This is a genomic window from Herbaspirillum sp. YR522, assembly GCF_000282575.1.
Lineage (GTDB): Bacteria > Pseudomonadota > Gammaproteobacteria > Burkholderiales > Burkholderiaceae_D > Herbaspirillum.
In genome coordinates this window covers 88,332-107,483 of record NZ_AKJA01000103.1, presented here as the reverse complement: position 1 = coordinate 107,483, position 19,152 = coordinate 88,332, and the positions used below count along the sequence as shown (strand labels likewise).

At 63.3% G+C, this 19,152-nt stretch carries 14 protein-coding genes; 7 read left to right on the top strand and 7 right to left on the bottom strand.

Translation table 11 applies throughout. From position 1 onward, the window contains the following. Positions 1–177: 177 nt before the first annotated feature. Positions 178–1,878 carry a long-chain fatty acid--CoA ligase gene (locus PMI40_RS13405; RefSeq protein ID WP_008116241.1) on the top strand — a complete coding sequence of 567 codons (1,701 nt, stop codon included), beginning with the start codon at positions 178–180 and terminating at the stop codon, positions 1,876–1,878. Positions 1,879–2,439: 561 nt separating this feature from the next. On the opposite strand, the gene PMI40_RS23955 is transcribed toward PMI40_RS13405, so the two are convergent. The 6 genes from PMI40_RS23955 to PMI40_RS13380 form a co-directional block, all read right to left on the bottom strand. Further along, the gene (locus PMI40_RS23955; RefSeq protein WP_157221539.1) at positions 2,440–2,622 is read right to left on the bottom strand and encodes a hypothetical protein; all 183 of its coding nucleotides are present in this window, start codon (positions 2,620–2,622) and stop codon (positions 2,440–2,442) included. A 340-nt stretch (positions 2,623–2,962) separates the two neighbouring features. After that, positions 2,963–3,382, bottom strand: a complete 420-nt coding sequence (locus PMI40_RS13400) for a hypothetical protein (RefSeq protein WP_008116238.1) — start codon at positions 3,380–3,382, stop codon at positions 2,963–2,965. 41 nt (positions 3,383–3,423) lie between these two features. Next, positions 3,424–8,883 carry a hypothetical protein gene (locus PMI40_RS13395; RefSeq protein ID WP_008116237.1) on the bottom strand — a complete coding sequence of 1,820 codons (5,460 nt, stop codon included), beginning with the start codon at positions 8,881–8,883 and terminating at the stop codon, positions 3,424–3,426. Between the two features lie 169 nt (positions 8,884–9,052). Then, a complete protein-coding gene (locus PMI40_RS13390; RefSeq protein WP_157221538.1) occupies positions 9,053–11,509 on the bottom strand; it encodes a hypothetical protein in 2,457 nt (818 codons plus the stop codon). 682 nt (positions 11,510–12,191) lie between these two features. Continuing rightward, positions 12,192–12,872: a hypothetical protein gene (locus PMI40_RS13385; protein ID WP_008116234.1), complete on the bottom strand. Its 681-nt coding sequence runs from the start codon at positions 12,870–12,872 to the stop codon at positions 12,192–12,194. 145 nt (positions 12,873–13,017) lie between these two features. Beyond that, positions 13,018–14,403, bottom strand: coding sequence for an aminotransferase (locus PMI40_RS13380; protein WP_008116232.1), 1,386 nt, complete (start codon positions 14,401–14,403; stop codon positions 13,018–13,020). Positions 14,404–14,532: 129 nt separating this feature from the next. Between PMI40_RS13380 and PMI40_RS13375 the strand changes: the two genes are divergently transcribed. Together PMI40_RS13375 and PMI40_RS13370 are read left to right on the top strand one after the other, a co-directional pair. Further along, entirely contained in the window at positions 14,533–15,282 is a 750-nt protein-coding gene (locus PMI40_RS13375; protein ID WP_008116230.1) for an SDR family NAD(P)-dependent oxidoreductase, read from the top strand. Positions 15,283–15,303: 21 nt separating this feature from the next. Next, a complete protein-coding gene (locus PMI40_RS13370; RefSeq protein ID WP_008116228.1) occupies positions 15,304–15,735 on the top strand; it encodes a CesT family type III secretion system chaperone in 432 nt (143 codons plus the stop codon). Between the two features lie 60 nt (positions 15,736–15,795). Here the strand turns inward: PMI40_RS13370 and PMI40_RS13365 are convergent, their stop codons facing one another. Then, complete coding sequence (locus PMI40_RS13365; protein ID WP_008116226.1) at positions 15,796–16,221, bottom strand: hypothetical protein; 426 nt, start codon at positions 16,219–16,221, stop codon at positions 15,796–15,798. A 267-nt stretch (positions 16,222–16,488) separates the two neighbouring features. On the opposite strand from PMI40_RS13365, the gene PMI40_RS23950 reads away from it, so the two are divergent. From PMI40_RS23950 to PMI40_RS13355, 4 genes are all read left to right on the top strand, one after another. Further along, the gene (locus tag PMI40_RS23950) at positions 16,489–16,647 is read left to right on the top strand and encodes a hypothetical protein (RefSeq protein ID WP_008116224.1); all 159 of its coding nucleotides are present in this window, start codon (positions 16,489–16,491) and stop codon (positions 16,645–16,647) included. Positions 16,648–16,702: 55 nt separating this feature from the next. Then, complete coding sequence (locus PMI40_RS13360) at positions 16,703–16,915, top strand: hypothetical protein (protein ID WP_008116222.1); 213 nt, start codon at positions 16,703–16,705, stop codon at positions 16,913–16,915. Positions 16,916–16,964: 49 nt separating this feature from the next. Then, positions 16,965–17,129 carry a hypothetical protein gene (locus PMI40_RS23945; protein ID WP_157221537.1) on the top strand — a complete coding sequence of 55 codons (165 nt, stop codon included), beginning with the start codon at positions 16,965–16,967 and terminating at the stop codon, positions 17,127–17,129. A gap of 116 nt (positions 17,130–17,245) precedes the next feature. Further along, positions 17,246–19,117 carry a hypothetical protein gene (locus tag PMI40_RS13355; RefSeq protein WP_008116217.1) on the top strand — a complete coding sequence of 624 codons (1,872 nt, stop codon included), beginning with the start codon at positions 17,246–17,248 and terminating at the stop codon, positions 19,115–19,117. The last annotated feature ends 35 nt before the right edge of the window (positions 19,118–19,152 follow it).

The following is a 19,152-nucleotide window of genomic DNA, read 5'->3' as shown; positions in this document are numbered from 1 at the left end:
GATCTCACTGTATCGAGGAGCGGCCTGGCGCAAAATTGCTGCAAAAGGACTTGCCCCGGCGACCAATGCTGGATAGCATCTGCTCTAAATAATAAAACACTCGTGCTTTTTTGCTGTGCGCGCCAACCTGATACACGCCCAGCCAGCGCAAGTTCTGATCGGAGACAGACAATCATCATGGAAAAATTCTGGCTTGAATCCTATCCTGCGGGCGTGCCCGCCGAGATCGATCCCAACCGGTACCAGTCGCTGGTGCAGATGATCGACGAAGCCTTCAGCCGTCATGCCGATCGCAACGCCTATGTCTGCATGGGCAAGTACCTGCGCTATGACGAGCTGGACCGTCTTTCGCGGTCCCTGGGCGCGTGGCTCCAGGGACTGGGCCTGAGTCGTGGCGCGCGGGTGGCGATCATGATGCCCAACGTGCTGCAGTATCCGGTGGCGATCGCCGCCATCCTGCGCGCCGGCTATACGGTGGTCAATGTCAATCCGCTGTACACCGCGCGCGAGCTGGAACATCAATTGACCGATTCGGGCGCCGAGGCCATCTTCGTGCTGGAGAATTTTGCCTGCACCTTGCAGAAGGTGGTGGCGCGCACGCGGATCAAGCATATCGTGGTGGCCAGCATGGGCGAGATGCTCGGGCTGCTCAAGGGCGCCATCGTCAACCTGGTGGTGCGCCACGTGAAGAAACTGGTGCCGGCCTGGTCGCTGCCCGGGGCCGTCGGCTTCAATCGCGCGCTGCACGATGGCGCGGGCAAGCAGCTGCAGGCGGTGGCGGCCGGACCGGACGACGTCGCCTTCCTGCAGTACACCGGTGGCACCACCGGCGTGGCCAAGGGAGCGGTACTGACGCACCGTAACCTGGTGGCCAACGTGCTGCAGGCCGAAGAGTGGCTCGATCCGGCGCTGAAGTCGGGCACGCCCCCGGAGCAGCTGGTGTTCGTCTGCGCGTTGCCGCTGTATCACATCTTTGCGTTGACGGTATGCAACATGCTGGGCACCCGCAAGGGCGCGCTCAACCTGCTCATTCCCAATCCGCGCGACATCCCCGGCTTCGTCAAGGAACTGGCCCGCTACAAGGTCAATACCTTCCCCGCGGTCAATACGCTCTATAACGCCCTGCTTAACAATGCCGAATTCGCCAAGCTCGATTTCTCGGGCTATCGCTGCTGCGTCGGCGGCGGCATGGCGGTCCAGAAGTCGGTCGCCGACCGCTGGAAGAAACTGACCGGTTGTCCCATCATCGAAGGCTATGGCCTGTCCGAGACCTCGCCCATCGCCAGCGCCAATCCCTGCACCATCAGCGACTACACCGGCACCATCGGCCTGCCGCTGCCCTCGACCGAGATCGCCATCCTGGACGACGATGGGCGAACGGTGGCATTGGGCCAGCCGGGCGAGATCGCCATTCGCGGCCCGCAGGTGATGCAGGGCTACTGGCAACGTCCCGACGAGACCGCCAAGGTCATGACCGCCGACGGCTTCTTCAAGACCGGCGACATCGGCATCATGGACGAGCGTGGCTATACCCGCATCGTCGACCGCAAGAAGGACATGATCCTGGTGTCGGGATTCAACGTCTATCCCAACGAGATCGAAGGCGTGGTGGCACAACATCCGGGTGTGCTGGAATGCGCCTGCGTGGGGGTACCGGACGAACATACGGGCGAAGCCGTCAAGCTGTTCGTGGTGCGCAAGGACAAGTCGCTGACCGCCGAACAATTGATGGCCTACTGTAAGGAGCAGTTCACCGGCTACAAGAAGCCCAGGACCATCGAGTTTCGTGATGAGCTGCCCAAGACCAATGTGGGCAAGATCCTGCGCCGCGAGTTGCGCGACGAGAAAAAAACGCAGGCAGAAAAGGCTGCCGCCTGACGTGTCACGGCACGCTTGTTGCCACGGCCCCCAGGCTGGCAATGCCGTCCGGTTAATCACACTGGACGGCATTTTTTTTCAGTATGGACTGCGGTGAGCGCCGCTTTATTTGATCGCTCGATAAAGACCGTTCGGACTGAGTAGGTCCGAAGGACCGTATCGAAGGCGCACCGGCATGAGCGCCTTCGATACGCTGCCAAGGCAGCACCTCAATCCGAACGGGGATGGGTCACGATGACGGATCGCCTACCGACGTTACACAGTGCAGCGTCAGATACCGCTAGTCGAGCGCCAGACGTCACCTCATTTGTACGTTCGATAAAGACCGTTCGGACTGAGTAGGTCCGAAGGACCGTATCGAAGACGCACCGGCATGAGCGCCTTCGATACGCTGCCAAGGCAGCTACTCATTCCGAACGGGAGATAAGATTGGACGGCCTGCAATTGACTCAACGGCATCATGGCATCATGGCATCACGGCATCACACCCACACCCACGCCGGCTGTTTTCACCTATCCGGGCGCAAAAAAAAAGGCGACCCGCGAGGGTCGCCAAAGGTCTCACTGCTGATCGTTATGCCGCTGGTTGAAATAACGTTCGGGAAAACTGCCGAATAATGCATCGACGTCGTATCTGGGGGCGCGTCGTTGAACTACCTTGTCTTGCTGCTCGTGTGTTGCTCCCGGTCCGCCAGGAACGTCCTCCTGCGTCCCATGCGTTCGGGATGAGGCGAAATGATCCATACGAAGCTCCTCACGCGGGTCTTGCTTGATGTCTGGTCCGGCCGTCGATTTCCCTCGAGCCTTGATATGCAAGGGGCCGGTTCCTCGGTAATGCGGCTACGCCGGGGAAGGTGGCCGCGACGGCAAACCGCCGCGGCCGTTGCGCTATTTGGGTCAGACGCCTGACCAGGTTTGGCGAGCCACCGGCCGCACCCGCACGGAGCGCCGTGTGAACGTGGCTGTTCGGTGGGAAGCGCGGTCGCCGGCGAGGGCGAAGCGGGGGAATTCCGCCCTCGCCGGTGCCGTGCAGTGCGACCCGTGTGGCTCGCGCAAACCATGTCCATGAATGTTGCCGCAGCGGCTATGGTTCCATCCATGCATCATCTTCATGCGGTTCTTGCTCGTGTGCCGTCGTGGCCGCTTCATCCATCAGCAACAACGACAGCAACAGGCTGGCATGTTGCGGATCGGGCGCGCGGCCGGCGTCGGCCAATGGGTCCCACTGCGGGTCATGCATGTGCGCCAGCGCCTGCAGGATCATGTCCTCGGCCAGCGCCTGGCAGGTCTGGGTGCGGCGTTCGCGTTGCTTGCCAGCCGCCATGCTGCGTCGTTTGCCGGCCGGGCGTGGCGGTGCGGTACTGATCGCCAGGTGCCGTGCCAGCTGGCGTGCCAGGTCGCGCAAGTCCTGCGCAGCTTCTTGCCGCACGCGGTGCAGCTCCCGGGCGCGATATGGGTCGGCTTGCATTGCGCCTAGTTGCGCCAGAATCGGTTCGTTGTTCATCGTGTCATCCATCAGTCGTTTCAGAAGGTGGTAGCTGGCGATCAGAAGCGGCTCAGCCGTTGCTGCAAGCGCGAGACATGGAGCCGGCCCTCCGTGAGGGTCAACTGGCTGGAAAAGACCTCCTTGTATTTTTCGTACAGGAAGGTCTCGACAAAGGCGCCGCCCTCATCGCTCCAGGTCTTGGCATAGAACTCCTGCCGCTTGGTGGTCATCTGCTCGTTGCTCAATGCGGTGTAGTCACCGGGTTTTTCCTTTTTTTCTTTTTCGAACTGCCTGTCTACATACGTCCGAAACGCCGCTTCGACGGTGGGGGTCTTGGCGAGCGCGTTGTCCTGCGCCAGCAGGTACAGTTGCAGTTCTTGCCCCAGCTCCTTGAGCTGGGTATCCGTGAGCCGTTGCTGCAGCCCTGAGAGCAAAGTATTGGTGTCGCGCACGGTCGGTTTGGGTGCGGGTGCGATATCGCCCTCCTGCCGGTTCGCCCCAGACGTTTTCCTTCGCGTCTCCAGCTCGTTGTTCTTGTCTTCCCATCCCTGATCCAGGAAATACAGCTTGGCCCACGGTTGGCCCTGGGCTGGCTTGAGCACGACCGGTTTTACCTCCTTGTTGTCGGTCGGCTGGACTACTGGCATGGCTGGTGGAAACGGCTGTGTGAACGGTGGCACCCCGAACGGCGGCACCCCGACCGGTGGCACCCCGAACGGCGGGGGAGCAAAATCCGGCATCGATGGATAGGGATTGGGCACGCCGCCGAAACCGGAGCCGAAATCGGGGCCGAATGGTGGCGGTGGCGGCGCATAGTCGCTGCCAAATGGCGGGAACCCGGTTGAAGTGCCGGCATAAGGCATGCCGCCCACCCCGTAGTCGTACATCGGTGGCGGCGGTGGCGGCATCGCGGTGCTCGCCGTATGCAGGTCAGCGTACAGGCGATCGAAGCGCGGCGAATTCGGATCGAATCTCGGGTCGTAGCGCGGCGAGTTCGGGTTGGACTTTGCTCCGTAATCGGGCAGGTCGGGGTAACGCGGCTGTGTTGTCCGGGGCACATGCGGTCTTGGCGCTGTCGAATGCTGCCCGGACGGCGTACTGGCATAGGCGGGGCGTCGATGCGAGGGGCCACGACGGGCACGCGAGGATTGGGCAAATTCATCATCCGACGAGTTCAGGCCGTAATAGCGTTTGGAGTCGGGCAGGGCGCTCTCTTCGTCATCGCTTTCGACCGTCGCTGTGGCCTGGGCACGGACGGCTTCGGCCTTGCGCGCTTCCACCCTTTTCTGTATCTCATCGGGTGGCGTGTCGAGCACCACGTGATACTCCTCGCTGCCAGGTGCGATGACGATCTCCCCATAGCCTTGCGGGGCCAGGCGAATCGGCTTGCTTTGTCCGGGCGCGATCACGATGTAGTCCAGTTTTACGCCGGTATTGCCGGAAAGATCGAGGTGCTGCGTATTGACATGTGCATTGTTGCGGATATCCCGCCGGAATTTTTCCGGCAACTTGTTGAAAGAATAGCGATGTATCACCGGATAGACCGGATTCTTCGGTGCGGCTGACCGGCCGGCATTTTCCTTGGCGCCGGTAGATACCTTGGCGTAACCGGTGCCGGTGGTGTCGTCGGTTGCAGGCGTACTCATCGACGGATAGGTCGAGGCGCGCGCTATCCCGGGTTCCGGCGCCTTTGGCGTCTTGACACTGGATGCCTGCGTAGCGCCCGGGCGCAGGTCTTCCGTCATCTTCACCGATGGATAGGCGGGCGCCTTCGGGGCCGTCGGCGGCGCGACCGGCTCAGCCGTGGGCGCCACCGACGGTGCGTCGCGCACCGTGCTGGCCGACGCCGCGAGCGCGGCACGGCCAGCGTCTTCCTTGCCGGACGGGCGTGCCGGGGTGGCGTCGCTGGTCCAGGCGCGTCGCGGCGATGTGAATTCGGTCGGGCCTGTCGTGCCCTGCGGGCGGGGCCGGTCCGCAGTTTCATCGACATCGCCTTCACTGTCGCTATCGCTGCTCTCATCGGCAGCGGCCACCCTCACCGGTGGCGCACTGCGCCAGTCAGGCTGTGCAGCAATGGGCGCGGCCGACGCCTCCCTCCTTGTCGAACCGTCCTGATCCTGGCTGCCATGCTCCGGTGGCGCACTTTCGGCCACCCGGACCGGCAGCGCGTTGCGCCAATCCACTTCGGGCGGCGCGGAGGGCTCTCCGGGCTGCGATGCGGGCGACGCCTGTGTTGCCGACGATGCGGCCGCCGATGGTGTCTTGTCGCTGTTGGCCACCGGTTGCGGCGGTACCTGGCGTACCGGCGCCGGTGTTGCGGATGTGCCGGGCTGGGCAGCCACGGCTGCGGCCGTTGCCACCGCTGGTGCACTGTTGCCGGATTGGCCAGCGCCGTCCGTCGGCCGAGGCGCTGTGACCTGGGGGCTGGCCTTGGCTGCGGGCGCACTCTGCTGTGGCGCAGGTACCTGGCGCACTGCCGGCGTTACCGGATCGGCCGGGACGTTCGGCGTCGGCTTGGTCGTGGCGGGTGCGGGTCGCGTGGTGCTGCCGGTAGCAGTGGTCGGAGCGGTTGCGGCAGTTGGCGCGGTCGGCTTGGGTTGTTCGCGCTCGACCACCGTGGGCCTGGGCTGGGCCTTGGCCGGTGTGCTTGTGGCAAGCGGGGCGGCCTGCGTGACCACCGGCGACGTTGTCGCCGCTGCCGGCGCGGCCTTGTCGGACTGCGCGGTACTGGCGGTGCTGGCTTGAGGTTTGGCTTTGGCGGCCGACGTACTTTGTTGTGGCACCGGCACCGCACGCGCCACCGGTGCTACCGGCTCGGACACGACCGCGGGGGCAGGCTTGGTACTGGCAGGGGCCGGCTGCCTGGCGGTGGTAGTGGCTGCGGCAACCGGCGTGGTCGACACGGGTTGCGCGGTCTTGGCCACGGCCGGCTTGGGCTGTGCCTTGGCCGTGGCGCCGGTGGCGGACGTGTCTGCCTGGGTGACGACAGGCGCGGTGCTCGCCGCTACCGGTGCGGCGTTACCCGACTGGTCGGTGCTGGCCGCCGGCCGTGGCGTGGTGACCTGAGGTTTGGTCTTGGCTGCAGGTGCGCTCTGTTGTGGTGCCTGGCGCACCACCGGCGTCACCGGCTCGGCGGTGGCGGCAGGCTTGGTGCTGGCAGGTGTGCCTTGCCTGGCGCCGGCAGCGGTGGCTGTCGCTGCGGCAACCGGCGCGCTCGACCCCGGTTGCTCGGTCTTGGCCACGACCGGTTTGGGCTGTGCCTTGGCCGGCGCGCTCGCCCCCGATGTATCGGCCTGGGTGACCACAGGTGCGGTGGTCGCGGTGGTCGCCGCTGCCGGCGCTGCATTAGCCGACTGGCTGGTACTGGCCGCCGGCCCAGGCGTGGTGACCTGCGGTTTGGCCTTGGCCACCGGCACGCTCTGTCGTGGCGCCGGGGCCGGGCGCACCACGGGTGCTACCGGTTCGGGCGCCACTGCCGGCGCAGGCTTGCTCAAGGCAGGTGCAGGCTGCCTGGTGCTGGTGGCGGCCGGCGTAGTAGCCGTCGTGGCAATGGGTGCGGTCGACACGGGTTGCTCGGTTTTCGCTGCGGCCGGCTTGGGCTGGCGCTGGTCCGACGCCGTCGCTGTTGCTGTTGCTGTTGCTGTCGAGGTGGCGCCCTGTGCGACCACGGGGGCCGAGTTCGCCACTGCCGGCGCGGTATTGCCGGACTGGCTGTCTGCGACCGTCGGCCGGGACGGTGTCACCTGGGGCCTGGCCTTGGCCGAGGAGGCGGACGGTGTCGTGCCTGCGGTCGGGGCGCTCACCGTGGGCGCTGTCGTGACTGCCGGCGCGGCCCTGGAAACGGTTGCATCGGGTTGTGCCTTTATCGGCGCCGCGGCGCGCCGCGCGGTTGACGTGGCAGTCGGTTTGCTCGGCGTCGCTACGGCAGGTGTCGATGATGCCGAGGCGGGTGTTGCACCACCGGCCTTGCCGGTCGCATCGGTCGTCGGTGTGGCCGTTGCTGTGCTGGTCGCCGCCTCGTCGGGGGACACGGCCGCTGCCTTCACCGGGACGGTGGTTTTCTTGGCGGTGCCGGCGCCGACCGGCGGCGGTACCACGACATCGTCGTCCGGTTCCGGATCCACCCTGGCGTGCGCGCTCGCGGTGCCGACCGGCGCCGCCCGGGGGCGTTCGACGATGGACGGTGCAGGCGCAGCGGTGGCCACGGGCGGCACCTCTTGCGCGAGCTCCGTTGGCGCTGCCGACGGCGCTTCACTGGTACCCTCGACGACCGGTTTCCTGGCTTTCGCGGCGGCCTGCTTGACGCGCGCCGGGGGAATGCCGGCGCTGGCCGCCATCCATCCGGCCAAGCCACCGGGGGCTGCCCTGCGCTTGCCCTCATCGCGCTTGCCGCCGGCTTTGTCTTGGTTCCTGTTCGGCTGGCCCGCGGGCTTACTGGCAGACTTCGATGCGCGGGTGTCGTCCTTGGCGGTAGCCGAGCGCGCGGACTTTGCCGGCGTGGATGCCTCGTCACCCGAGTTGTCGCGATCTGCGGCGGCCTTCAGCTTGTCCTGTACCTGTTGTTCGATGTTGGACAGTTCGGCCTGTACCGCACCGAGCAGCTCGCGTAGCTTTTCGGCGCTCTGCGCATACTGCCGATCTGGCAGGCTGCCATCCTCGGCCAGCGGCACAGGCGTGTCGTCGATGGTCTTGAGCTGGCCCTTGAGCGTATTGTTGTTCAGTTGTTCGGCATCGATCTGGCCGATCAGGTCGCGGATCGCGCGCTCGGTGTCCCGGCTGACACCGGCGTCGGCCAGTTTCTTGTCGAGCGCATCGAACCTGGCGTCATAGGGAAGCAGTTGTTCATCCAGGGCTGCCCGTCTTTGCTTCAGCGGGCCCAGCGCTTCGTCGATCTCGGCGATGTCGGCGTCGAATCCATCGATCTTGGCCTTGAGCGGATCGCTGCGCTTCCTGTAGTCGTCTTTCCTGATCTCGTGGTTCTTGTGTCGCTGCCTCAGCGTTGACAACCGTTCCTTGCATTCGTGACGCTCTTTCTTGAGGTCATCGCGTTCATCGTAATACGAATCGATTTGCGCCTGCACATCGTCGAAGCCGATACGTTTCTTGGTGTCCTTTTCTTCCTGCACCAACGCATGTTTTTCGCGCACCAGCGCATGCTGCGCTTCGGTCATCTTGCCGAAACCGGCCATGGCATCCCGATGGCCCTGCAGGCGAAGCTCCGACTGCGCCAGCTTTTCCTGCAGGTCCTGGTAGACCAGGGCGTCGCTGTCGATGCGCGCCGGCAGCGTGTTCTGTGCCGTGACGCTCAGGTTGACGAAGCGGTTATATAGCGAATTCTCGGCCGAACCCGCTGCGGCATGCTTGCCGTAGCGGCGCATGAAAGAGGGGATGTCGACGGTGACCTTGTCATCCCGTCTTGCGGATTTTTCGTGCTTGCGATGATGTCCGGCTGCCCGGGACGACCTTTCCCCTTGGGACGCCCGGTCCGAGTGAGAGTGGCCCTGAAATAACTTCAGCATGACTGTATGCTCCAGATGTTGGTGAAATGGGCCTTTCAGTCGATGCTTGCCGCAAGAGGCCAATGTGCCTGGCGGATCCTTTCTGGTAGAAAACAGGGAGGGATGACAACGGAACTCGGAAAAGCCCTTGCTTGTAAGTCGGATGCCGGGGCAAACCGGTTCCGTGCGGTCAATCCACCAGGTCGGCCGCCAGAGGCGGCAGGTTTTCCAGTATGCCGGGCTGGCGCAGCACCACCTTCAATTTATCGAGGTACCATTCCTGCTCCATCGAGGCCAGCGCTGTCATGGCCTCGCGCACCGTGGCTTGCGTGCCATCCGCCGCATTGGGGTCGAACATGGCTTCATCGACCTGCTCCTGCGCGTTCTCGCGATCTTCCTTCATGGCGCGGAAATCGTCCTGGAAGCGCCGGCGCAATATCATCTCGACGGCGCCGTTGCCCACGAACTCCTGGAGATACTCGTCGCTCAGATCACGCACGTGCCGGTTGATCTGGTTCTCGGCATAGGTGATCTCGACCGGCTGTATGTCGCCGTACATGCCGCCGTACGTGCTGGTGCTTGCCGCTTCGACCAGCGATATCCCCCGCTGCCGGAGGATCGGCGCCAGCGCGGCGTACATCTCCAGGCTTTCGCTGGCCGAGTTGTCGACGTCTGCATCGTCGCCGTTGACCACGCTCGCTGAGCTGCCGAAGGGGTTGCCGATGGTGCGTGCCAGCCAGCCGGTGAATCCGCCACCACCGGCGTTGCCGCCATCGCCTCCATTGCTGCCCTGGCGGCGGTAGGTGGCGCTGATGGCTTCTTCTATATGTTCGGCGAACTGCTCGTCGTTCATGCGCCTGATGGAGATGCGTTGTTCTTCCCTTATCTTGCGCGCATTGGCCAGGCACGCAGCGATATGCTCCACCCGTGGCTGCACGAACAGGCTCTGCTTGCTCTCGAACATCTGCCGGGGCGTCATCAGCCCCGCTTCTACCTTGTGCGCGATGACCACCTGCTCCACCCGGGTCAATCCGTAGGCCACGCGGTCACCGCAATGCGTGACTCCCTCCGCGGCGGCGCGATCGCACTTGTAGAGCAGGTCGGCATCGTCGGCATTGACCAGGTAATCCGTCATCTCCTTTACGCGGGCCTTGTGCGCCGATGCGGTCCGCCGATGCTGGTTGTCCTGCGCGTAGGCCAAGCCGCCGAGCAGCAGGCTGAGATCGGCGCGATTGTCCTGTGCAATCTTGCGCGTCAGCGTCGCCGGTGCGATGTCCCGATAGAAGGATTCGCCTTGTTCCACGGACATCCGGTCCGCCCAGCGTCGATGCGCGTGCCGCAACATCTGGCGTTCGTCATTGCTCAAGCGCTCTTCGTTGCGGGGATGCGAGGCTGCCGCCGGTTCCAGATGGACCGGCGAACTGGTGCGCTCCGGAATGTCCTGCAAGTGGGCAAACGAGCCATCTGCCACGATGTCTTCGGCGGTGAGATACGACACGTCGTCGGGCCCGGTAGTGGCGCGCGCAAGTGGCCGGCGTGCCGGTGGTACGTCGCTGGCGCGCCAGGGGTCGGGTACCTGCGACTGTCTGCGGTGCCGATTGGCGCGGCGATCCTCGACCGGCGCTGCTTGCCCGCCCGATATATCCTCGGCCATGTGCATGATCTCGTCGAACGCCACGCCTGAAGCCAGCAGGTTCTCTCCGTACTCGAGCATGTACGTGCGTGCGGTGCCCGAACTCAGGCTGAGCCGATCCAGCGCCTCCTGCGCCAGGCCCATCAGTTCGAAGCGCTCTTGCTCGGCTGGGCCGATGGGCTCGATGACAGGCGCGTCGGAGTGCGCGCTATCGCGACGGCGCGAGCTGGCCGCCGGCCGCTGCCGATGGCGCTCGCGCACGGGCCGCGATGCCTGTGGCGCATCCGTGATCGCGGGCGCCGGTTCGATCTCGGTCGTGCGCACGCGGCGGGACGTGCGCACCAATGCCGTCGGTGGAAAGTCATCATCGATCCGGGCCGGTGCGGTGCGCCGGCGTGGCGGCGCATCCGGTCCTCGTCGCGACCGGGCGTCACTCGATTGTCTTCTTGCGATTTCGAACGACTGCCGCGCCAAGGGGTCGCGCGCCTGCAACCTGATCTCTGCCGCGCACAGGCCTTCGCGGTGCAATTGCATGCCGTGGGCTGCCACGAAGCGGCGCTCCACGGCAGGGCGCATGGCAATGAACATCATCTCCAACGCACTGAATCCCATTGCCTGCAGATTGGCACCGTGGATGCACACGAATTCGCGGTAGCTGTCGCGCATGAGCGCCAGGTCATTCATCTCGCCAGGCGTGAAGTGCAGTGCCGCCAGGAAAAAGCACTCGCGCGCGACGAAGTCACGCTGCCCGGGCGCCAGCCTGGCCGTGGCAAGCACGTCGTCCGGGCTGAACTGGCTCGATTGCAGCCAGGGGGCATTGGTCAGCACGAAGCGTACCTCGTTGTCCGGGCGCGAGGCCAGCAGTTCCCTATGGGACCGCCTGAAGCCGGCACTCCTGAGCAGCTCAATCTCGTCGTGACCAAAATGCTCGTACGATACCAACGGCGTCCTCGGCCGGAAATGGAAGGGATTGAAGACCTGCGTGGCCGGCAGGCCATACTGGTCATCGCTCATGGCGGCAAGCGAGGGCGATGGCCTGAAGCGATCGCGCGTGCCATTGCTTGTGCGGTTGAAGCGCTCGAGCAGCCTGTCACGCTGGCTCGTCGGAGCCAGCATCGAAGGGGGGCGATTGACGTGCCGATATAGCAGTCGCGCCTCGGGATCGGAATATCCTGGGTCGGCCAGGGGCGGCGGTCCGGGGTGAAAGGGTATCGATTGTTGAAATGTGCCGGATGGTCGGGACTGGCCCGCATATCCGGGGTGGTCGAGGTCGTAGTCCGGGAGGCGATCATAGCGATTTCCTCCCGTGAAGTTATTTCCATACATGGTAGGCAATCAAGATTTGATGTGATTCGCGCCTTGCGCGAAAAGGCGTGACGAATTGCTTCACGCACGGGGTGGGCTGGTCGTGGTTGCCGGATCCGCTGCGCGATGGACTGGCATGGTGCGATGCCCGGGACGGCGATGGCGCCGCAGGGGATCGGCCGCCGATGAGGAATGAATTCAGCATGACTGTCTGCTCCAGATATTGGTGAACTGGGCTTTCTGTCGATGCGTGCCGCCAGCTGGCGGATCCTTTCTCGTGGAAAAACAGGAGGGATGACAACGGAACTCGGAAAAGCCCTTGCTTGTGAGTCGGGCCTCGAAGCGAGCCGGTTCCGTACGCTCGGTGCGCGGCGTCCAGGCCGCGCACCGGTCAATGCAGGGCGCGCTGGCGCGGCCCTTGCAAGGTCGAGAAACACCAGGCACCACTGCCCGGCGAAAACACCGCACACTCGTCACCCGCGCCGCTGTGACTCCACAGCGTATGGTATTGGCGCATGTTCATGATGGCCGCCTTGGACAGGGCGTCACCGGCGCAGCGTGCCAGTTCGTGGTCGGACCAGCTCGAGGTCATGCGCACCTGCTCGCTGTAATGGTCGCCACCGACGCGATCCCACCATTGCTCGATGAAGTCACACACCTCATGGTTGATGTGCAGCTGCGACAGGCCGTGCAAGCTATGCGTCATGCGATAGGGAATCGGCAGCAGCGGCGTAAGCAGCGTCTGGTCTTCGTCGGCCAGCAGGTCATTGGTGTCGGAGGCATGGAAACCCAGCGCCAGCATGATCTTGCGTTCGCCGGGACTGGCCAGCGACATCACCCGCGACAGGTCGATTCTTTCCAGCGGCGCACGGCGCCAGCCAGGCATGCCGGTGGCGGCAAGCTGGCTGCAATAGATTTCCGCATCCAGCGCCGAGGCAAAGGTCAGCACGCCGCTGTGGCCCTGGTTGCGGATGAAAAAGGTCTTGTGGCTGGGTTCGTCGGGCAGATCCGCTGCGAACACCAGTCCCCACAGTTCGATCGGGCTGTCTACAACGTTGGTCTGGCAGGTCATGGCCTCTCCTTTGTGGTCGTCAACGATGGCGCTACTCTCATTGCATGAGTGCAATGCCCGCACGGTGCGGTTCCCGCTTGCCAGCACCGTTATCGAAAAGGCCCGACCCGGATCATGCCTGCGCCGGCGCGCACGGCGACGCCCGCTACATCAGGCCGACCAGGCGTGCCGTGTCGTCCACCGCCTGCGCCAGCTTGTCGATCAATTCATCGATGTGGGAACGGTTGGCGATCAAGGCCGGCGCCATGATGATCCGCCCTCCCGAGGAGCGCACCACCAGGCCCAGTTCCATGGCACGCGCCGAGCAGTACTGGCCGACCAGCGCTTCCTTTTCCAGGCGTCCCTTTTCATAGGGATTGGACGACAGTTGCAGCGCCGCGATCATGCCGCTGCCCTGGATCTCGCCGACGATGGGATGGCCGTTGAAACGATCGCGCAGGCAATATTGGAAATACAGGCCGACGTCGTGTTCGGCCTGTGCCACCAGTCCACCTTCGTCGAGCAGGCGCAGGTTGGCCAGGGCCACTGCCGAGGCGACCGGGTGCCCCTGGTAGGTGAAGCCGTGGGAGAACGGACCGCCGTGATGCGCCAGGGTGTCGGCAATACGCTCGGACAACACCAGCGCCCCCATCGGGATATAGCCCGAGGTCAGGCCCTTAGCCAGGGTCATGGTATCGGCGTGGATGCCGAAGTGCTCGCTGGCGAACCATTTTCCGGTGCGTCCGAAGCCGCTGACCACTTCATCCAGGCACAGCAATATGTCGTACTGGCGGCAGATGCGCTGGATCTCGGGCCAGTAGCTGTAAGGCGGATAGATCATGCCGCCGGCGCCCTGGAACGGCTCGGCCACAAAGCCGGCGACCCGTTCGGGGCCGACTTCGAGCAACTTGATCTCGAGTTCGCGGGCGGCCGCCTGGCCGAATTCGTATTCGGTCAGGTAGCCGTCATAGCCGAACCAGTACGGCTGCGGGATATGGCGCACTTCTTCCAGGTCCAGCGTGCCGAAGGCGTGCATCGCCTCCATACCGCCCATCGCCGCGCTGGTAGCGGTCGAGCCGTGATAGCCGTTGCGCCGTCCGATCATGATGCGCTTTTCGGGTTTGCCGGCCAGTTGCCAGAAGCGTCGCACCGAGCGCGCCATGAGGTCGTTGGCTTCCGAACCGGAGTTGGTGTAGAGCACCCGCGAATAGCCTGGCGGCAGCAATTCGAACAGCTTCGCAGTCAGCTCCGCCACCGGGGCATGGGTGTTGAGAAAGTACTGGCTGCAATAGCTCAGTTGCGTGATCTGCTGGGCCGCGGCCTGCGCCAGTGCCGGCTCGCCGTAGCCGACGGCGGTGCACCACAGGCCGGACATGCCGTCGAGGAACCGAGTTCCATGGTCGTCCCACACATACATGCCCTCGCCCTTGACCATCACACGTGCGTGTTCGGGTTTCACGAAGGCATGGTCTTCGAACGGCAGTAGATGCCGTGTCACATGAATTTCCCGATAGTCTTTCTGGGCCAGGGCAGATCCGACGAAGTGGTTCATGACTGTGATCCTGCGCGTTTGCGCGTAACAAGCTTCGGTTGCAAAAAAGCGGCAGGCAGCCGCATCGCAAGATGTGTGTAGCGCGTTGCCAAATGGGTTCCAAAGCAAGTACAGCGAGGAGTTAAACAATTGAAAGCAATTATTACGGGACATAGTCGCGGCCTGGGCGCAGCGCTGGCAACGGAGTTGCTGGCCTGCGGCATCGGCGTGCTGGGTATCGCACGATCCGGCAATACGGCGTTGCAGCGGCGTTATCCGCAACTGGTCCAGCAGGCGGTGGACCTGTCGGACCTGGCGGCGCTGCAGGCGTGGCTGGCCAGTGGTGCCATCGAGCAATTCGTCGGTCAAGATACCGTGCTGCTGGTCAACAATGCCGCCAGTGCCGGTCCGCTGGGCCCCGGCGGTTCGGTCGGCAGCCGGGCAGTGGGTGCGGCGCTGGCACTGAATGCGGGCGCGCCGATGATGCTGTGCGAGCACGTGCTCGGCCTGCCCCATGTGGCCGGCCGCCAGTGCCGCATCATGCATGTCTCCAGCGGCGCATCGGTCAGCGCGCTACCCGGCTGGAGCAGCTATTGCGCCTCCAAGGCCGCGCTGGACCAGCAAGCCCGCTGCATCGCCGCCGAAGCCCGGCCCGACGTGCGTATTGCCAGTGTCATGCCGGGCGTGATCGATACCGATATGCAGTCGGAGCTGCGCCAGCAGCGCGACGACTTTGCGCTGCGCGACATGTTCGTGCGCATGCATGCCAGCGGTGCGTTGCAGTCGCCCCAGCGTTGTGCCCGGCGGCTGGCCGCATGGCTGCTCGATGAACGTTTTGGCGAGTCGCCGGTACTGTCGCTGGACGCGGCCGGTGCGCGCGCAGTCGATGTCGTAGCTTGATCACAATAACAAGGGAGTTTCATGTCCATAGAACGCTATCGCGCGCTGGTCGACCAGCTCTGCGCGCGCTTGCACGCGTCCCGGCCCAGCGTGGCCGGGCAGTCCGCCGTGTTTTTCGTCGACGGCAGCGAATTCACACTCTTTCATGGCGGCATGCTGGTGCCCGACAGCGTGGTGCTGTATTGCGATTTCGGCGAGCTGCCGGAGCAATCGCGCGAGCCCATCCTGCTGCGCCTGCTCGAGACCAACATGTATCTGTTCGCCCAGCATACGCCGGCCTTTACCTACAGCCCGGCGCGCAACCGGGTGGTGCTGATGTGTCGCTTCGGCCTGGCCCAGGCCGATCTCGAATCGACGCTGGAACTGATGACGTTCTTCGCCGGCATGGCGCGCCGCTGGGCGCAGGACCACTTCCTGTTCGACAACGGGGTGACCGGCCGAGGCATCGCCTGACGTAAAAAAGCCGATACCGGGTTGCCCCGGTATCGGCCTTGTCAGCCTATCCTGCGGCGATCAACCGCCTTGGATGTCCTGGCTCTGGCCGGTGCCTTCGCCAGTGCTGCCGCCCTTGCCCTTTTGCGCTTCCAGTTCCTTCGGATCCACCTTCAGCATGCCGGCCAGTTTCTGCAATTCGTCTTGCGAGATGGTGCCATCGGCCAGTTTCTTGAGCAGCTTGGCGATTTCGTCCTTGTCTTCCTGAGTGCCTTCGCTGCCACCAGCGCCGCTGGCGCCGCCAGCTTGATTGGCCGCGCCACGCTGGGACAATTCCTTATCGATGGCGTCCTTCTGCCATTGCTCGGTGTTGGGATCGTTCTTGGCCTTGATGAGATCCATCGTATCGGCCTTCTTGATGTCGTTCGAGAAATCCTTCATTTCCCCCGCAGTAGGGATGTTGCTGCCGCCCTGTACGCCGCCCGATACATTGATATTGATGGCCATGGTATTTCCTCAGAAAAGTAATGAATGGATGAATTGATAAAGGTGAAAAAGGTGGAAAAGGGCAGCGACGGGTAAGCCGCAAGACGCATTCCACGCGAGTGGGTGTTACTGCGAAGGCTTGTAGTTCCGTCAATCGCCGAGGGCGGCGGCGGGATAAAAAATTTGCAGGCCGGACTGGAACTGCGCGCAGGCTGGCAGCTACCTATGTGGGACCGGACGCTTGATCGGTGTTCGGCGCCCTTATCAACTATACGTATGGAGGTTTTCATGGCATCAACTACACCAGGCGGCGCAGTAGGCTCGGCAGACGCAATCGGCAACATCTACGGTACCGATGCTTTTGCTACTGCCATTTCCAACGCCACCGTCCAGACCAACTTCCAAAAGAAGGGTCGTACGCAAGCAGAAACCATCAGTGGCGGTTAACTGATTCGGGCCGGCGGGGGCGTCTACGTCGCCCTCGCCACCTGGAGGAGGACTCATGTCTACGTTCCAAGACCAACTCAGTAGTTCCATGCGCGACGCACGCAATCCGTACCAGCGTGACGGCAAGCTGAATTCGACCACGCTCGCCGCGCAGGCCGGGGTCGAACATGCGGCGGAATTCCAGATGTGGGTTTCGCAGCAGGCGACATCCCTGGCCAAGCTGAAGATATTCAGCACCATGGCCAAGGGCATCAACGATCAACAATGACCTGGAGCGCCTGTCTGGCGGCGCGTTTTTGACTGGAAAGGGAGCAGTGATGGCGACAGTGGGAACAGGATCTCGTGCCGCGATGCAGCGTGGTCGTGATGATGCGATCGAAACGATCAACGCGACCGATGACGCTTCGGCCAACTTGTCGAACGTAAGCATCTTTACCAATCTGATCAAGAAGGCAGAGGACGGCGCACAGTCCGCCCTGTAATAACAAAAACTCACTCACTCGCTGCTGCCGCTGGCGGCGCCATCTGGCGGCCGCCATTTTTCCACCCGGCGCGCCAGGCCATGAGGGCCTGTGCCGTCATGACCAGAGGAGCTTCCATGTCTGTTACCTTGACTACCAACGGCCCGACCAATATCACCATCGATGGTGGAGAGAACGGGCAGCCACTTATCCTGCGCCTGCGCGGGTCCGACGGTTCCGATATGAACGATATCGGTGCCAACAAACCTAAGAATGGCAACAACAGCACCGACGTCGAAGCGCTGCTCGACAAGATGAACGTGCCGGATTCGATGCGCGATTTCTTCCGCAAGATATTCAGCCAGTCCAACTCGGGCAGTAACCTGCCGTCCGAGGCCTCGGCAGTCAACACCATGCAGCAGTTCCAGAAGAAGAACGATATCGGCCTCATCTCGTACGACCAGATGAAGGGCATCGCCAATGGCGATATCACCGAACTCAACGGCAAGCAGATCCCGCCTGAAGTGAAGAAGGCGGCCGAAGCCTATGTCGCCAACAATGGCGCGCTGTTCGACAAGGTCGAATCGGCCACCGACGGCAAGCATGACAGCCAGCTCGGCGCCGGCGACCCGGATCATTTCGACCGCTCACAGCTGTCCACCCAGCCCACCCAGAGCGGCCTGAATCCGGACACCTTCATGCACGCGTGCGCCAATAACCATGTCTCGCCCAACAATCCGGAAGAGTACGACGCGGTCAAGGACATGGCCAAGTTCCAGAAGGACAACAAGATCGGCCTGATCTCGTACGACGACATGAAGGGCATCGCCAACGGCGACATCAAGGAACTCAACGGCAAGCCGATTCCCGACAATATCAAGGATGCTGCCGAGGTCTATACCCGCAACAATGGCGCCCTGTTCGACAAGATCGAGTCGAGTGTCACCGGCAAGCACGATAGCCAGCTGAGCGCAGCCGATGGCGACAAGTCGATCAAGGATGGCACGGTGAGCGTGCCGCCGATGTCCGAGAAGGGCGCGGTCGACGCGATGGAGAAGTTCCAGAAGGATAACGATATCGGCCTGATCTCATACGACCAGTTGAAGGGCATTGCCTCGGGCGATATCACCAAGATCAACGGCAAGGACGTCACGCCTGAAGCCAAGCGCGCCGCCGAAGCCTATGTCGCCAACAACGGCGCCCTGTTCGACAAGATCGAGAACGCCACCGACGGCAAGCATGACAGCCAGCTCGGTGCCGGCGATCCTGAAGAGGCGCGCAAGAAGGGCGTGCCGCTGTCCGACCAAGTGCCGACCTCGCAACAGGGCAACAACGACATCACCATCCGCATCGACCCGCCTACCGGACAGAACGGGCAGAACGGACAGAATGGTGACTACACCTTCAATCCACCTGCCAATGGCAATGGAAACGGCAATGGGAACGGCCAGAAGACCGGCATGGATGACACCAAGGCAGTAGAGACGGTCGAGAAGTTCCAGAAGGACAACAAGATCGGCCTGATCTCGTACGACGAGATGAAGGGCATTGCCAATGGCGACATCACCGAACTGCACGGCAAGACCATTACGCCGGAGATGAAGCAGGCCGCGCAAGCCTATGTGGCCGATAACGGCAAGCTGTTCGACAAGATGGAATCGTCCACCGACGGCAAGCATGACAGCCAGCTGGGCGCCGGTGATCCGAAGGCCGCTCGTGCCAAGAACGAACTGGGCATGACCGACGAGAAGGCCGTGTCCACCATCGAGGACTTCCAGCAACGTACCGGCATCAAGCACCTGTCGCAGGATGACCTGATCGAGATGTCCAAGGGCACCCTGCATGGCTTCAAGGTATCGCCGGAACTGGAACGCGCCGCTGAGCAATACATGAAGAACAACGGCGAGTTGTTCGACAAGGTCGAGTCCGCCACCGACGGCAAGCATGACAGCCGCCTGGGCGCGGGCGACCCCGAGAAGGCACGCGAGAAGGACCTGATCGAAAGCTGATCGGCCCGTAGTGCACGGGGCCCCGTCGATGCCGG

Excerpts from the sequence above, each read along its gene's own strand:
- PMI40_RS23955 (WP_157221539.1), bottom strand. The coding sequence starts at position 2,622 with ATGGATCATTTCGCCTCATCCCGAACGCATGGGACGCAGGAGGACGTT.
- PMI40_RS13370 (WP_008116228.1), top strand. The coding sequence starts at position 15,304 with ATGTCCATAGAACGCTATCGCGCGCTGGTCGACCAGCTCTGCGCGCGC.
- PMI40_RS13395 (WP_008116237.1), bottom strand. The coding sequence starts at position 8,883 with ATGCTGAAGTTATTTCAGGGCCACTCTCACTCGGACCGGGCGTCCCAA.
- PMI40_RS13400 (WP_008116238.1), bottom strand. The coding sequence starts at position 3,382 with ATGAACAACGAACCGATTCTGGCGCAACTAGGCGCAATGCAAGCCGAC.
- PMI40_RS13380 (WP_008116232.1), bottom strand. The coding sequence starts at position 14,403 with ATGAACCACTTCGTCGGATCTGCCCTGGCCCAGAAAGACTATCGGGAA.
- PMI40_RS13365 (WP_008116226.1), bottom strand. The coding sequence starts at position 16,221 with ATGGCCATCAATATCAATGTATCGGGCGGCGTACAGGGCGGCAGCAAC.
- PMI40_RS13405 (WP_008116241.1), top strand. The coding sequence starts at position 178 with ATGGAAAAATTCTGGCTTGAATCCTATCCTGCGGGCGTGCCCGCCGAG.
- PMI40_RS23945 (WP_157221537.1), top strand. The coding sequence starts at position 16,965 with ATGGCGACAGTGGGAACAGGATCTCGTGCCGCGATGCAGCGTGGTCGT.
- PMI40_RS13390 (WP_157221538.1), bottom strand. The coding sequence starts at position 11,509 with ATGAGCGATGACCAGTATGGCCTGCCGGCCACGCAGGTCTTCAATCCC.
- PMI40_RS13360 (WP_008116222.1), top strand. The coding sequence starts at position 16,703 with ATGTCTACGTTCCAAGACCAACTCAGTAGTTCCATGCGCGACGCACGC.
- PMI40_RS23950 (WP_008116224.1), top strand. The coding sequence starts at position 16,489 with ATGGCATCAACTACACCAGGCGGCGCAGTAGGCTCGGCAGACGCAATC.
- PMI40_RS13355 (WP_008116217.1), top strand. The coding sequence starts at position 17,246 with ATGTCTGTTACCTTGACTACCAACGGCCCGACCAATATCACCATCGAT.
- PMI40_RS13385 (WP_008116234.1), bottom strand. The coding sequence starts at position 12,872 with ATGACCTGCCAGACCAACGTTGTAGACAGCCCGATCGAACTGTGGGGA.